The following is a 12,913-nucleotide window of genomic DNA, read 5'->3' on the forward strand; positions in this document are numbered from 1 at the left end:
GGCGAAGGGGGTGTCCAAGGAGTGTCTAAGGACTGGTACTGGTGGCCCTGCGAAGGACGAGCAGTGCGAGCGCGCCGCAGCCGATGCCGCCCGCTATCGCGAACACGGCGGTACGGATGCCGTCGAGGAGCCCTGGCCCGGAGGCGTTCTGCCCGACGCCACCGGCGAGCGCGACCAGTACGGCGAGGCCGACCGCGCCGCCCACCTGCAGGGTGGTCGACGCCAGTCCCGAGGCGACGCCCTGGTCACCGGGGGCCACCCCGGCGGACGCGGCGATCCACATCCCCGTCCACGCGGCACCCTGGCCGAGGCCCAGCAGCACGATTCCCGGCAGGAGGCTGGGATACGAGCCGTCCGAGGTGAGGGCCAGGCCGAGTGCCGCGGCTCCGGCGGCACCCAACGTCATGCCGCCGACCAGCATGCGGCGCATACCGAAGGCGGACACGGCCCGTTCGCCGGCCTGCGTACCGACGGCCACCACCACGGCGGGCACGAGGAACGCGAGCCCGGTCGCGACCGCGCGGTACCCGTGGACCGTCTGGAAGTAGAGCGTCAGGAAGTACGGCACCGAACTGAACGTCGCGCTGAACAGGGCGGTCACCCCCATCGCCGCGAGCAGGCCGCGGTGGGCGAACAGCCGTGCCGGTACGAGCGGATCACGGGACCGCCGCTCCACGACGGCGAAGAGCGTCAGCAGGCAGACCGACAGCACCGCGCTCACGAGGGCCGCGGCCGTGTCCCAGCCCTCCGCGGGGGCCTGCACCAGCAGGAACACCAGGAGCGTGATCCCGCCCGTCGCGGTCAGCGCACCCGCCACGTCGAAGTGCCGTAAGCGGTCCCATGGACCGTCCGCGGGGAAGAGCAACCGCCCGGCCACCGCGAGGGCTCCCGCCACGGGCACGTTGACGAAGAACACCGACGGCCAGCCGAACGCCTCCACCAGGACCCCGCCGAGGAGGGACCCGAAGCAGAGCCCGCCGGCTCCCGCGGCACCCCACACCGCCAAGGCCCGATTCCGGTCGGGCCCTTCGTCGTACAGGGTGGTGATCAGGGACAGCGTCGCCGGGAACAGCAGGGAGCCGCCGATGCCCTGGACCGCCCTGACGGCGACCAGGACGCCGGGCGTCTGAGCCAGGCCGCCCACCAGGGACGACCCCGCGTACAGCAGCGCCGCGACGACGAACATCCGACGCCGGCCGAGCAGGTCGGCGGCCCGGCCGCCCAGCAGCAGGAAGCCTCCGGTGGCCACGACATAGGCGCTCACCACCCACTGCAGGTCGTGGTCGGAGAACCCCAGCCCGGCGCCGATGTCGGGCAGGGCGACGTACACGATGTTGTAGTCGAGCGAGATGACGAGCTGACCCGACGCCAGAACAAGCAGAGGAAGTCCGATCGACTTTCGGAGCGGAACCTTTGCCGACTCCGTCGTGGACATCATCGATCACCCCCCTCGGGATCACAGTATTCGGAATTCCCACGGAATTAATTTCCGGCAGACCGACGGTTTTTCGTCACCGTAGCAGCCCGATTCGGACTTGGGAATGGGCGACTTCTCGACACTCATTGCGTATTCAAGGAATATCAGGGCAGCACTGGGAACCGGCAGTCGGAAACTGCCGGATCGGCTAGAAATGGGAACTCCTTAAACGAATTCTTTACCCCCGAGTCACTCCTCCCCCATGAGCCGACGGATTTCGGTGATGAGGGCAACCAGCGCCCGGCGCTCCGGGACGGTGGTTTCCGGATGCCAGAGGTCGATGAGCAGGCAGGTCCGTGGGTGGGTGCCCGCGTTGCGTGCCTCGTGCTCGAAGGAATAGTCGAAGAGCAGGCACTTGCCCTCTTCCCAGGAACGCGTCTCCCCGGCGACCGTGATGCTGCACCCGTCGGGGATGTCCACCGCGAGATGCAGGTTGATGCTGAAGTTCCACAGGTCGCAATGGGGTTCGATGACGGCACCCGGCAACAGGGTGGAGAAATGACATTCCAGGAGAGGGCATATTTTGCCCGTGCCGACGGCGACATCCTTCAGCACCTGATAAGCGGTAGGAGCCATGACGGCCGACTCCTCGGCGAGACTTCCTTTACGGAAGAGGTAGAGGGCCTGCCAGTCCTCCTGGCGTTTCAGATAGTGCTCGTAGTCCGAGAAAACCTCCCGCCGGGCCGCCCATGCGGCATTCAGCTCCTTCTTGATCGCCTGATGACTGGCCTCCAGTTCATGGACGACCGGGGCCAGTTCGGGGTAGGCGTACGGGTCGTGCCAGGGGGTGGGAGAGAGCCCCGGCATGATCCACTTGGCCGCTTTCTGCAGCGGATGCCGTTCGCTCCCGCCCGGCTCCAGCATCTGCTCGACCCGAGCGATCGATTCCGTACCGAACTCGGCTCTGATCGCGGCGAAGGCGTTCTCTATCTCTGGTGTCATGCGGTTCTCCGGAGTTCGGCGGCCCGGTCACACGGAAGCGGTCGACGTCCGGAGCACCGTTCCCCGGCGCTCGAACTCCACGATCGCTGCAGCAGACGTCTGCGTTCCACGTGTGCCGACCCACCTTCGCCCGAAGTTCCGCGCTTCAACCCGCCGACCTCGCACGGTGGTCAGAGGGTGTTGAGCTGCGCTGTCGAACTAGTAGTCGGTCGCGAGTGGGTTCGAGTTCCCGCGTTCTCCGGGCCGATTTCCCTTGCTGTGGCGACACTTGGCGGCACTTGAGGACACAGGTAGTCGCGCCGACGGACCACGGAGTTCCCTCGTTCGCACAGTGTTCTGTTCACCGTTCGCACAGTGTTCTGTTCACCCGCGGCCGCGAAGGCGCCCACGGACCTCCGCCGCGCCACGGCCTGTGCGGCGCGCCGGCCTTGGCCCCGAGACCGCCGAATCCACCAGCAGGTGGAGCAACCCGCTCAGCACCAGCCCCGCGGTACAGCCCACCAGGGCTCCGGGGACGCCCTCCACAACGAAACCCAGCCAGGCGTAACCGGCCGCCAGCACGGTCAGGGTGGCAACACCCAGGGGCCAGGCCCTGCCGATCCTCGTCCACCGGTGTTCGGGTCGGGCGGCCTCCTGTTCCCACGGCCAACCCCGCGGTGATCCTTCCCTCGGCTCTCGTGCGAGACCCCGCACGTGATCACCCCTCCCCCGCCGCGGTCCGGGCAGTTCCGCAACCACGTTCGATCCGGGCTCCGGAGGGGTCCTTCCCCGCCGACACAGGGCGGAACCGGTCAGCTCGGCAGGAGCCGGGAACCAGCAGGGAGCACGCCCCGACCTCTGACGTATGGAGCCGAGAAGCCTGATGCGTGTGATGCGCCCGACGCACAACACGCCGTTCGCCACCTTCTTACGGGCCGTCGCGCCGCTGTTGGGCGCCTCCTGCGGCGCGCTGGCCCTTCTGGTGGCGTACACCGCGACCGGCGCGGCAGGCGATCCGCCGCCCAGAATCACGGTCGTCGACGCGCGCATCATCGCGGCACCAGCAGGCTCGGGCTCCACCGCCGCGTACTTCGAGATCCGCAACACCGGCCGGTCGAAGGACACGCTGCTGTACGCGGACTCACCCCAACTGGGCGTCAGCATCCTGCGCCGTACGGTGCGCCGCACCGGGACAGGGCGTACGGATCCCGTGTGGGCCGTCGACGTCCCGGCCGGCGGCACGGTACGTATGGCGCCGGGAGGACTCGGGGTCGTGATCCTGGATCCCCCCGCGCTGAGAGCCGGGCAGCAGGTGACCTACCTCTTGTGGTTCCGGCAGAGCGGGAAGGTCGCCGTCCGGGCGAGCGTGGCCGAAGGCGTGAGGTGAGCCTCGGCGGTCAGGGCCGGCCTGATGCCGGGAAGGGTGCCGGTGTCCCCCGCTCACGGTGGACACCGGCACCCTTTTCGTCATGCGGCGACGACGGCAGGAACGTGCGGCTCCTCGGCCTCGACAAGGAGTTCGACGAGGGTCGCCCGGGCGCGTGCCACCCGCGAGCGGATCGTCCCGATGGGACAACCGCTGGCCTCGGCGGCCTCCTCGTAAGGAAGTCCCGTCAGCTGGGTGAGGACGAACGCCTCACGGCGCTCGGGGGGCAGCGCGTTCAGCAGGTCGAGCAGCGCCACACCGTCGTCGAAGCCGGGCAGGCCGCTCGGCTGGGCCCGCTCGGCCCACATCGTCCAGTCGTCCGTGTCGGCCACCCGAGGCCGCGTGGCGGCGTATCGCCAACTGTCGACCACCGTGCGACGCGCGATGGCCAGCAGCCACGTACGCGCCGACGAGCGTCCCTCGAACCGGTGCAGGCTGCCGAGCGCCCGCAGGAACGTGTCCTGCGTCAGATCGTCGGCGAGCTGGCGGTCGGAGGAGAGGTACGTGATGTAGCGAACGACGTCGGGGTGCAGGGCCCGCACGAATCGGTCGACGGCGTCCGGGTCACCGGCGCGGGCGGCGAGGGCCCAGGCGGTGGCCGGATCGTCGGGCGATGCCGTCGAGCCGGGCTGATCCGCCGCCTTGTGCCCCGCGTCGCGCTTCGGGCGCGAAGCGGGGCAGACAGGAGTGATCACCTGATGTCCTTCTCGGTTGTCCGGGATCCGGCACAGCGGCACGGCAGCGCGGCGGCACGCGCGAGCGCGCGCCGGTACGCCGGGCGTGACTTCGCCGCTGCGGAAACGTCCCGGGACGGGAGGTGGGATGGGGCCGCACGACGTGAACGGCCCGTGCCCGAAGCCCTGGCGCCGACGACGCGGCGCCCATGGGGACGGCTTCGGGAAACCAGCTGTCTCAGGCGACAGCGATCCCGGCCGGAGGCCCCCGAGAAATGATCGTGTGCGCGAGCGGCAGCCGCGGCACCCGCTCCGAACGTTCGCGCGTCGGCCGCAGGCTCGGTCGGCGAGGCGGGGCGGGCAGAGCGAGCGACAGCCGCAACGGAGCCGCCAGCCATCCCGCGACGGCCCTCAGCACGCGGAACGCGGCCTTCTCGCCGTAGGCCAGCCACAGCCCACTCAGCACAGCCGCCAGGGCGTGGGCGGCGAGCATGCCGAACGATGACGTGCCGCCCATGCCGTGAGCCAGCTGAGCGAGGTGCCCCGCGTGCTCCGAACGCCCGGTGGACATGGACCCGATGGAGCCCATGTCCATCGCGTCCATGGACATGGAGCCCATGTCCATGCCGCTCATCGCGTGCGCCACGGAGCCCGTGCCGGCGCCCGATGCCGCCGACTGGGCCAGCGAGAAGGCCGAGTGGAGCGCCCCCTGCGCGACGACCGCGGCGGGCACCACCAGCGCGAGCCCTCGCTCACGGCCCGCCAGACACCAGCCGACGCCGGTCGTGGCGGCGAACCCGGCGGCCATCGTCCACCAGGGCACGGTGGCGCCCGACATCAGTACGTGACCGAGGGCGGCGAGCAGCACGCAGACGGCCGCGAACACCGCGGCTCGCATCGTGCGCAAACCCCACCCAGCAGTCATGACCGCCTCATCCTCGCATCCGGGCTTCGCTCGTCACGGGTGGGTACGCACAGCACCCGGACCCGCCACTCACCCTGAAGAGAGTGATACAGGACACAGCGCCCTGCCGGAACTCGGCGGGCGGTCGGGCCGACCTCTAAGGGTGAGGAGTCATGTGCCGTCCTGACCCGGACGGACCACCACAGCCAGGGTCTTCACGGCCCCGCCGCGTTCGAAATGCAAGGTGAACGAGACGAGATCACCGGCCTGCCAGCCCGCTTTGGCCGGGACCGTCACATCAAGGCCGTACGGGGACATGGCGAGGCTGCCACCGGCCGGGACGGCGACCGACGCCACCGTCTGTGCGGAGGCCGACCGAGTGCCGGTCATGCGATGCCGGCTGAGGGTGCCGGCTCCGTCGACCGCGCGGGACGTCACCTTCAGCAGCCGGTCCGCCGAGCCGCCGTTATTGGTGATCCGGAAGAAGGCCGCCGTGTCCGGGGCGTCGCCGTAGGGCAGGTACACCCGGCCTCCGGTGACCGCGATACGGGCCGGGCTGCCCGCGTTGCCGTACGCGGTCCACATGCTCAGACCCCCGAGCGCCAGGCCGCACACGGCGACGGGCGCGAGCGCGGCGAGCAGGGTGTCGGTGAGCCGACGGCGGGTCGGACGCCAAACCGGTTGTCGAGTCATCGGGTACGCCTCCGGGCGGGTGAGAGCTGCCGGCCGCGCAACCGCAGGCTGTTGCCGACCACCAGCACCGAACTGGCGGACATGGCCGCGGCTGCGAGCATGGGGTTGAGCAGGCCGACCAGGGCGAGCGGTACGGTCACGATGTTGTAGCCGAAGGCCCAGACGAGGTTGACGCGGATGGTGCCCAGGGTGCGCCGTGCCAGCAGGACGGCGTCCGCGAGGGCCTCGATGTCGCCGCGTACGAGGGTCACGTCGGCGGCCCCGATGGCCACGTCGGTGCCGGTGCCCATGGCGATCCCGAGGTCGGCGCCGGCCAGCGCGGCGGCGTCGTTCACGCCGTCGCCGATCACCGCGACCCGGTGGCCCTGCTCCCGCAACTCCCGTACGAGCTCGGCCTTGTCCTCGGGCGTGCAGCGGGCGTGCACCTCGTCGATGCCCAGGGCTGCGGCAACAGCCTGGGCGGGCGCCTCGCGGTCGCCGGTGGCGAGCACGGGCCGCACACCGAGCCGCCGCAGCCGGTCGACGGCCCGGTAGCTTCCGGGGCGTACGACGTCCCCGACCTCGATCAGCGCCTCGGCCACCCCGTCCACACGGACCAGTACGGGCGTGTGCGCGGCGGCTTCGGCCACCGGCAGGGCAGCCGCGAGCGCGGCGGGCAACTCGTCGTCCGGTGCGAGGACTTCGACCAGTCGCCCCTCGACCCGGCCGCGCACTCCCCGCCCCGGCAGGGCACTGAACTCGCTCGCGTCCGGCAGCCGCTGCTCGCGCAGCTCCCGCCGGGCGTAGGCGGAGACGGCCCGGCCGAGTGGGTGTTCCGAGCCCTGCTCGACGCCCCCCGCCAGCCGCAGTACCGCGTCGCGGCCGAGTCCGTCCGGTACGGCGGTGATTCGGGCGACGCTCATGTGGCCCGTGGTGAGCGTGCCGGTCTTGTCGAGGACGACGGCGTCGAGGTGCTGAAGTCCCTCCAGCGCCTGCGGGCCGGTGACGAGGACGCCGAGCTGGGCACCGCGGCCGGTGGCGGCCATCAGCGCGGTCGGGGTCGCGAGGCCCAGCGCACAGGGGCAGGCCACGACCAGGACGGCCACGCACGCGGTGACCGCCGCCTGTGGATCGGCCCCGGCGCCCAGCCAGAACCCGAGCGCGGTGACGGCCAGCGCCAGCACCACGGGCACGAAGACACCGGCCACCGAGTCGGCCAGCCGCTGGGCGCGCGCCTTGCCGGCCTGCGCCTCGGTGACCAGACGGGTGATGCGGGCGAGCTGAGTGTCGGCACCGACGGCCGTGGCCCGTACGAGCAGCAATCCACCGGCGTTGACGGCCCCGCCGACCACGGCCGAGCCCGGCCCGACCTCGACCGGCTCGCTCTCCCCGGTGACCAGGGAGAGGTCCACGGCCGAACTGCCCTCCACCACCTGTCCGTCGGTGGCGACCCGCTCGCCCGGCCGTACGACGAAGACCTGACCGCGTTCCAACTCCTCAATGGGAACAAGTCGTTCGGAATCGCCGTCGCGTACCGACACCTCCTTGGCGGCGAGTTCGGCCAGCGATCGCAGCGCCGCCCCGGTGCCGCGCCGGGCCCGCGCCTCCAGGAACCGCCCGGCCAGCACGAACAGCGGTACGCCGACGGCCGCTTCGAGATAGATGTGCGCGACGCCGTCCGAGGCGGCGGGAACGAGGCTGAACGGCATCCGCATCCCGGGATCACCGGCGCCCCCGAGGAAGAGCGCGTACGCCGACCACGAGAAGGACGCCATCACGCCCAGCGAGACCAGCGTGTCCATGGTTGCCGCCGAGTGCCGCAGCCCTCGTACCGCCCGTACGTGGAAGGGCCAGGCGCCCCATACCGCGACCGGCGCCGCCAGCATGAAACACAGCCACTGCCAGTTGCGGAACTGCAGCGCGGGCACCATCGACAGCACGAGCACCGGCACCGCGAGCAACGCGGTGACCAGCAGCCGGTCGCGCTCCTGCCGCGCTTCCTCGGTCTCCCGGCCGCCCTCATGTGGTTGCTTCTTGGGTGGCTCGGGGAGCGCGGCCGTGTAGCCGGCCTTCTCGATCGTCGCCACGAGTTGCCCGACGCCGACCTCCGTCGGATGGCTCACGCGAGCCCGCCCGGTGGCCAGGTTCACGGTCGCCGTCACTCCGTCGAGCTTGCCGAGCTTCTTCTCGACACGGGTCACGCACGCGGCGCAGGTCATGCCGCCGACGGTCAGATCGGTCGTCACCAGAGTGCTCACCGATTCGGTGCCCATCAGCCGTGTCCCCCCTGCATGTTGCCCATGTCGTCCACGCCTCCGCCTCCGCCTCCGCCATTGCCGCCGTCGCGACTCGTGCCGTTGCCGTGCATGCCGGGTGCGACAGGACCGGCGCCGGCACCCACCCCGTAGGACACCGTGAAGATCAGGGCCAGCAGCAGGAGGAAGCCGCAGAGCGCGGGCGGGGGCGCCGCTTTCCGCAGGGCCGCGCCCGCGCCGGTCAGGGAGGATTGCCGGGACTCGTCCATCAACCGCGTCTCCAGGTCACGTCGGACGGCGTCGGTCGGATCGCGCCGTACCGGTTCAGTAGTCGGATCGGCCACCGACCGGGTTCCGGAGGAGATATGTGGCGCGCATCACGCGAGGACCGCCCGTCCCGTACGCCCTGTCGGCGGACGGACGGCCTGCCCTGCCGACAGGTGTACGTCGGCAGGGCACAGCCGGCCTACTCGGCCCGGGATCCCGCGGAGCGGCTGCGCAGGACCGCGAACACGGCCGCGGCCAGCCCCAGTACACCCACGACCAACCCGCCGATGCCGAGCCCGCGAGCCGTCGAATCGCTGCTCGACGCGGCCGGCTTGGAACTGCCGGAGGTCTTCGAGGTCGCCGCCGAGGCGGACGCGGCGCCGCTGTCCCCGTCCTGCGCGCTCCTGCCCGTGAGCTCGAGGACCGGCGCCGGGTTCTCCGGCTCCTGGCTGGCGGACGCCGGTCCTGGTGCTCTCGGAGACGCCGTCGGTGATGGTGCCGTCGTCGGTCTTGACGGGCGTCTTGAGCTTCGTGTCCGTCACCTTGGCGGTCGAGCCATCTGCGGGGCGACGATGCCCCGCACGGCAGCGACATGGGTATGCGGTTCAGTTCAGGGATGCGGTCAGGCCCGCGTAGCGCACGCCCCTCGTCGGTGCACGCCCGGACACGCGGCGGCCACCTCGCCGTCGCTGACGGTCAAGTCAGCGGACCGCGACGGCGTCGGGCCCTCCCTCTTCTCCCCCGCACACGCCGCAGGCCACCCGACCGGCATCGGCCGAGCAGCGAGCCGGACGAGTACCGTCCCTCCTCGGCTTCCCTCAGCTGCAGTGCGGTGACGCAGCGGGACTTGGACGTCGCTTCTTTCGGCTAGAGCGAGTGGTGTTGACCGGCTCAGATGTGTGTACCGCTATCTCGACGGTGAGCCCGAGGAGCCTGCATCCGAACGCATCGAGGCCTACGTCACCGCGCTTCTTGAGCGGTGGTCCGACATCACCGAGGACGAGGAAGAGACCTCGCCTTGGTCGGTCGGGCCGTTGATCGACAGTGCAAGCGGTCCGCTCATCTACTTCGGGATGAGCTGGAGCATGGCCGAGGAAGCGTCGGCCTACGTGGCAGCCGTGGCCGACTCGATGGGGCTGGTCTGTTTCGACGTACAGCAAGACCGGCTCAGGCCCTGAGCAGGGCTGCCAATCGGCGGTAGCCGATGAGGGATGCGGCTATGCCAACAAAGGCGAGGAAGCGTTCGGCCGCGGGCAATGCGATGGCGGATGCCACGCCCGCGGAGCCATCGGCGCGGATGGTCGTAGTCGTAGCCCTTGTCTGCGTGCGGTTTCGCCGGTCGTCGGCGTCGCGGCCCGCGGCGCGATCGGATGGGCGGGATACCGCGCACGAGCGGCTCCAGACCCTGGCTGCCGTGCATGTTCGCCCTGGAGCTGCCCAGGACAGGGGCAGCCCGTTCCGGTCGGTGAGCAGGTGGATTTTCGATCCCGGCTTGCGAACGATCATGCCAAAAGAAATATCGTCTGATCAAAGGGTGGCGGTGTCCAGGACTAGGTTCTGTCCGGCGGATCATGTGACCAGTAGGCTGCGACGATGGAACGCTTGACCGACGTACCCGAGACTCTTGTCCAGCCTGCAGTTCCGGCGCAGGTGAATGACTACGACAGCTTCGCCGAGGCGTACTCGACGGAAACCGAGAACAACCTCGTGAACGCGTACTATGCGCGGCCCGCGATGTTGGCCCTCGCCGGAGACGTGGCCGGCCGTCGGGTCCTGGACGCGGGTTGCGGCTCGGGCCCCCTGTCCGCTGCACTGCGCGACCGCGGTGCGGTCGTCACCGGCATCGATGCCAGCGCCGGGATGCTGGCGTTGGCGAGGCGGCGGCTCGGTGACGATGTGGCCCTGCATGTGGTCGACCTGAGCGACCGCCTGCCGTTCGCCGACGGTGCGTTCGACGACGTGGTCGCGTCGCTGGTACTGCACTACCTGGAGGACTGGGGGCCGACACTGGCCGAGTTGCGGCGAGTGCTCAGGCCCGGCGGCCGGCTGATCGCGTCCGTGGACCACCCTTTCGTGGCCTACACGATCCACGATCCTCGGCCCGACTACTTTGCGACCACCAGCTATACCTTCGACTGGACGTTCAACGGGCAGTCCGTCCCGATGAGATTCTGGCGCAAGCCGCTCCACGCGATGACCGACGCTTTCACCACCGCCGGTTTCCGCCTTTCCGTCATCAGCGAGCCGCAGCCCGACCCGGCCGCCCGTGAGCTGTTCCCCGACGACTTCCATGACCTCTCGACCAAAACCTGCTTCCTGTTCTTCGTCGTCGAGGTACCGCCGTCGGCTGCCGGCTCGGACGACTAGGTTCCGCACAACGGATCATTGTCGGAGCCAGCGTGCGGACGATGTCTGGGTGCGCTACGGCTTCACTGGCACCGGAGTGTGGCTCTTCCCCGGAAAGGTCCGCTGGGCAGTGCTGCTGAGCAACTAGCTTTACCGCGCCGGCATCCCGAAGGTCATTGCCTGTCCGCGCCTTATCCGAGTTGCGGGACCCCCTTTCCAGCAGCGCGATGGTGACAGCCGCACTCGGGGTTCGTCGAGGAAGTCGGTCAGCCGCTCCTTCCCGCTGGCGAAGAACTCCTCGACTGGAAGCAGGGGCAACCGCTCGCACATACAGATCCGCGCTCGCCTTGAGCGAACCTCGCCCGCACGAAGACCTGGAAGATCCTCCGCGACTGCCGCCTCGGGGGCGACGGGGTCCACCACGCCGTGCTCGGCATCGACCGCAGACGCTGGACCGTCGAGCGCAGGTTCAACTGACCTTCGCGCCATCCGTTAACCAGCGGAACCCACCCGCATCACTCCGATAGCATGATCGATCTACTTAGCCAACATCTAACAAATCGGCCAAAACAGTTGATATCGAGATCATCGCGGGTGTTTTCGCGAATAAACTGCAGATTTGCGTTCGCTGCGTGGCGCCAACCGCGGGCGATGCTGTGGGTCATGGCGGGCGTGACGGCCTTCGGGTTCCTCATCGCGCTGGAGATCGCCGCGCGTCGTTACGGCCTGCCGGGGCCGATCACCAACCAGGCGCGAGAGGCGATATTCGCTCCCAAGTCGGGTTTCCTGTTGTACGCCGGTATGGCGTTGATGATGGTGGTGCTCACCTGGCGGCAACGGTTCATCGCGGCTGGTGCCGCGGTCGGCATCGACGTCGCCATCTTGCTGGTGCGGTGGGCGGTCGACGCCACGGTGACCGACGGCCACCCCTTCGGCAACGGCGCGTTGTGGGTGATTTTGGGCCATGCGGTGATCGCCATCACGCGCCGCACCGGCCGGGAACGTGTCCTGCTGCTGAAGGGCGTCGGCCTTGGCCTGCTGCTGGTGACCGGGCGCAAGACTGGCGATACCTGGCTCCTCATCACGTCGAAGACCCGCCCGACTACGCTCGACCAGTACGTGGCAACCGCCGATCACGCGCTGGGCAACCCGTCGTGGCTGGTGGGCCGGATCGTCACAGCCACCGGCCCGATCGGCGCCCATGTTCTCGGCTTCGTCTACATTCAGCTTGCGGTGGCCGCGGTCATCGTGGCGCTGTACCAGCTGCGCAACGTCGCGGTCGAGCGCCGCTTCCCGCGCCATCATCTGGTGCGCACCTTCCTGGTCATCGGCCTCCTCGGGCCGGCCATCTACATGATCTTCCCGGTGGTCGGACCGGTCTTCGCCTACGGCGCGGACGGCGGGCACTGGGCGGTGGCCAACCTCTGGCCGAACACGCCGCCGCCGATCAATACCCCGCACCAGATGCCATTCGACGAGATCACCCCACGCAACTGCATGCCCAGCCTGCACACAGCGTGGGCTACCGCGATTTTCATTCATTCCCGTAAGGGCCCACGGATTCTGCGATTCGCAGGCGCGTTCTGGCTGATTGCCACGCTCGGCGCAACGCTGGGATTCGGCTACCACTACGGCGTGGATCTCGTTGCCGGCGTGGTGTTTGCACTCACGATCGAGGCAGCGCTGCGCTCGCTCGACCATGGCTGGGACCGGTCAGGAATCCAGCTGGTCACCTACAGTGCCACGGTCTTCGCCGCGCTCTTGGTGTCATATCGCTGTCTGCCGGTGGAGATGGCCAAACATCCGTCGGTGTTTGGGCCACTTCTCATTCTGGCGATGGCCTCAGTGGTCCACGGCTACGTGCAGACCGCCAAACTGTGGGACCCGAAGGCCGCACGAGCGCGGCAACCGGAACCGCAACCCGAACTAGTTTGAGTTACAGGCCATTTCATTTGGGGAGTCTGCGATAGC

At 69.4% G+C, this 12,913-nt stretch carries 11 protein-coding genes and 2 pseudogenes; 4 read left to right on the forward strand and 9 right to left on the reverse strand.

Annotated features, from left to right (window positions below; translation table 11 throughout):
- Positions 1 to 25 precede the first annotated feature (25 nt).
- Positions 26 to 1,438: an MFS transporter gene (locus tag KVT44_RS45690; protein WP_254650793.1), complete on the reverse strand. Its 1,413-nt coding sequence runs from the start codon at positions 1,436 to 1,438 to the stop codon at positions 26 to 28.
- A 228-nt stretch (positions 1,439 to 1,666) separates the two neighbouring features.
- Positions 1,667 to 2,419 carry an aspartyl/asparaginyl beta-hydroxylase domain-containing protein gene (locus KVT44_RS45695; RefSeq protein WP_217574030.1) on the reverse strand — a complete coding sequence of 251 codons (753 nt, stop codon included), beginning with the start codon at positions 2,417 to 2,419 and terminating at the stop codon, positions 1,667 to 1,669.
- An 862-nt stretch (positions 2,420 to 3,281) separates the two neighbouring features.
- Here KVT44_RS45695 and KVT44_RS45700 point away from each other — a divergent pair.
- Positions 3,282 to 3,785: a copper chaperone PCu(A)C gene (locus KVT44_RS45700; RefSeq protein ID WP_254650794.1), complete on the forward strand. Its 504-nt coding sequence runs from the start codon at positions 3,282 to 3,284 to the stop codon at positions 3,783 to 3,785.
- Positions 3,786 to 3,865: 80 nt separating this feature from the next.
- Here KVT44_RS45700 and KVT44_RS45705 read toward each other — a convergent pair whose 3' ends face one another.
- The 6 genes and pseudogenes from KVT44_RS45705 to KVT44_RS59025 form a co-directional block, all read right to left on the reverse strand.
- Positions 3,866 to 4,519, reverse strand: a complete 654-nt coding sequence (locus KVT44_RS45705; protein WP_190174164.1) for a sigma-70 family RNA polymerase sigma factor — start codon at positions 4,517 to 4,519, stop codon at positions 3,866 to 3,868.
- Positions 4,520 to 4,736: 217 nt separating this feature from the next.
- Positions 4,737 to 5,423, reverse strand: a complete 687-nt coding sequence (locus KVT44_RS45710; RefSeq protein ID WP_217574033.1) for a hypothetical protein — start codon at positions 5,421 to 5,423, stop codon at positions 4,737 to 4,739.
- 150 nt (positions 5,424 to 5,573) lie between these two features.
- Positions 5,574 to 6,095 carry a copper chaperone PCu(A)C gene (locus KVT44_RS45715; protein WP_217574036.1) on the reverse strand — a complete coding sequence of 174 codons (522 nt, stop codon included), beginning with the start codon at positions 6,093 to 6,095 and terminating at the stop codon, positions 5,574 to 5,576.
- Positions 6,092 to 8,347 carry a cation-translocating P-type ATPase gene (locus tag KVT44_RS45720; protein ID WP_217574038.1) on the reverse strand — a complete coding sequence of 752 codons (2,256 nt, stop codon included), beginning with the start codon at positions 8,345 to 8,347 and terminating at the stop codon, positions 6,092 to 6,094. Before KVT44_RS45720 ends, KVT44_RS45715 begins: the two co-directional genes overlap by 4 nt.
- A complete protein-coding gene (locus KVT44_RS45725) occupies positions 8,347 to 8,598 on the reverse strand; it encodes a hypothetical protein (RefSeq protein WP_217574040.1) in 252 nt (83 codons plus the stop codon). Before KVT44_RS45725 ends, KVT44_RS45720 begins: the two co-directional genes overlap by 1 nt.
- A gap of 197 nt (positions 8,599 to 8,795) precedes the next feature.
- A pseudogene (locus KVT44_RS59025) lies at positions 8,796 to 9,162 on the reverse strand (hypothetical protein); the annotation flags it as partial.
- Positions 9,163 to 9,495: 333 nt separating this feature from the next.
- On the opposite strand from KVT44_RS59025, the gene KVT44_RS45730 reads away from it, so the two are divergent.
- Positions 9,496 to 9,774, forward strand: a complete 279-nt coding sequence (locus tag KVT44_RS45730; RefSeq protein ID WP_254650795.1) for a hypothetical protein — start codon at positions 9,496 to 9,498, stop codon at positions 9,772 to 9,774.
- On the opposite strand, the pseudogene KVT44_RS45735 reads toward KVT44_RS45730, so the two are convergent.
- Positions 9,764 to 10,090: pseudogene (locus KVT44_RS45735) on the reverse strand (IS5/IS1182 family transposase); the annotation flags it as partial. The gene KVT44_RS45730 and the pseudogene KVT44_RS45735 sit on opposite strands and share 11 nt — an antisense overlap.
- A 99-nt stretch (positions 10,091 to 10,189) precedes the next feature.
- Between KVT44_RS45735 and KVT44_RS45740 the strand changes: the two are divergent.
- Positions 10,190 to 10,963: a class I SAM-dependent methyltransferase gene (locus KVT44_RS45740; protein WP_217574042.1), complete on the forward strand. Its 774-nt coding sequence runs from the start codon at positions 10,190 to 10,192 to the stop codon at positions 10,961 to 10,963.
- A 630-nt stretch (positions 10,964 to 11,593) separates the two neighbouring features.
- Entirely contained in the window at positions 11,594 to 12,877 is a 1,284-nt protein-coding gene (locus KVT44_RS45745; RefSeq protein ID WP_254650796.1) for a phosphatase PAP2 family protein, read from the forward strand.
- The last annotated feature ends 36 nt before the right edge of the window (positions 12,878 to 12,913 follow it).

The sequence above is a fragment of the Streptomyces sp. GbtcB7 genome (assembly GCF_019091445.1).
GTDB lineage: Bacteria > Actinomycetota > Actinomycetes > Streptomycetales > Streptomycetaceae > Streptomyces > Streptomyces mirabilis.

Bases quoted from the DNA above. Each gene is read 5' to 3' on its own strand.
- KVT44_RS45690 (WP_254650793.1), bottom strand. From the start codon at position 1,438: ATGATGTCCACGACGGAGTCGGCAAAGGTTCCGCTCCGAAAGTCGATC.
- KVT44_RS45695 (WP_217574030.1), bottom strand. From the start codon at position 2,419: ATGACACCAGAGATAGAGAACGCCTTCGCCGCGATCAGAGCCGAGTTC.
- KVT44_RS45700 (WP_254650794.1), top strand. From the start codon at position 3,282: ATGCGTGTGATGCGCCCGACGCACAACACGCCGTTCGCCACCTTCTTA.
- KVT44_RS45710 (WP_217574033.1), bottom strand. From the start codon at position 5,423: ATGACTGCTGGGTGGGGTTTGCGCACGATGCGAGCCGCGGTGTTCGCG.
- KVT44_RS45715 (WP_217574036.1), bottom strand. From the start codon at position 6,095: ATGACTCGACAACCGGTTTGGCGTCCGACCCGCCGTCGGCTCACCGAC.
- KVT44_RS45720 (WP_217574038.1), bottom strand. From the start codon at position 8,347: ATGGGCACCGAATCGGTGAGCACTCTGGTGACGACCGATCTGACCGTC.
- KVT44_RS45725 (WP_217574040.1), bottom strand. From the start codon at position 8,598: ATGGACGAGTCCCGGCAATCCTCCCTGACCGGCGCGGGCGCGGCCCTG.
- KVT44_RS45740 (WP_217574042.1), top strand. From the start codon at position 10,190: ATGGAACGCTTGACCGACGTACCCGAGACTCTTGTCCAGCCTGCAGTT.
- KVT44_RS45745 (WP_254650796.1), top strand. From the start codon at position 11,594: ATGCTGTGGGTCATGGCGGGCGTGACGGCCTTCGGGTTCCTCATCGCG.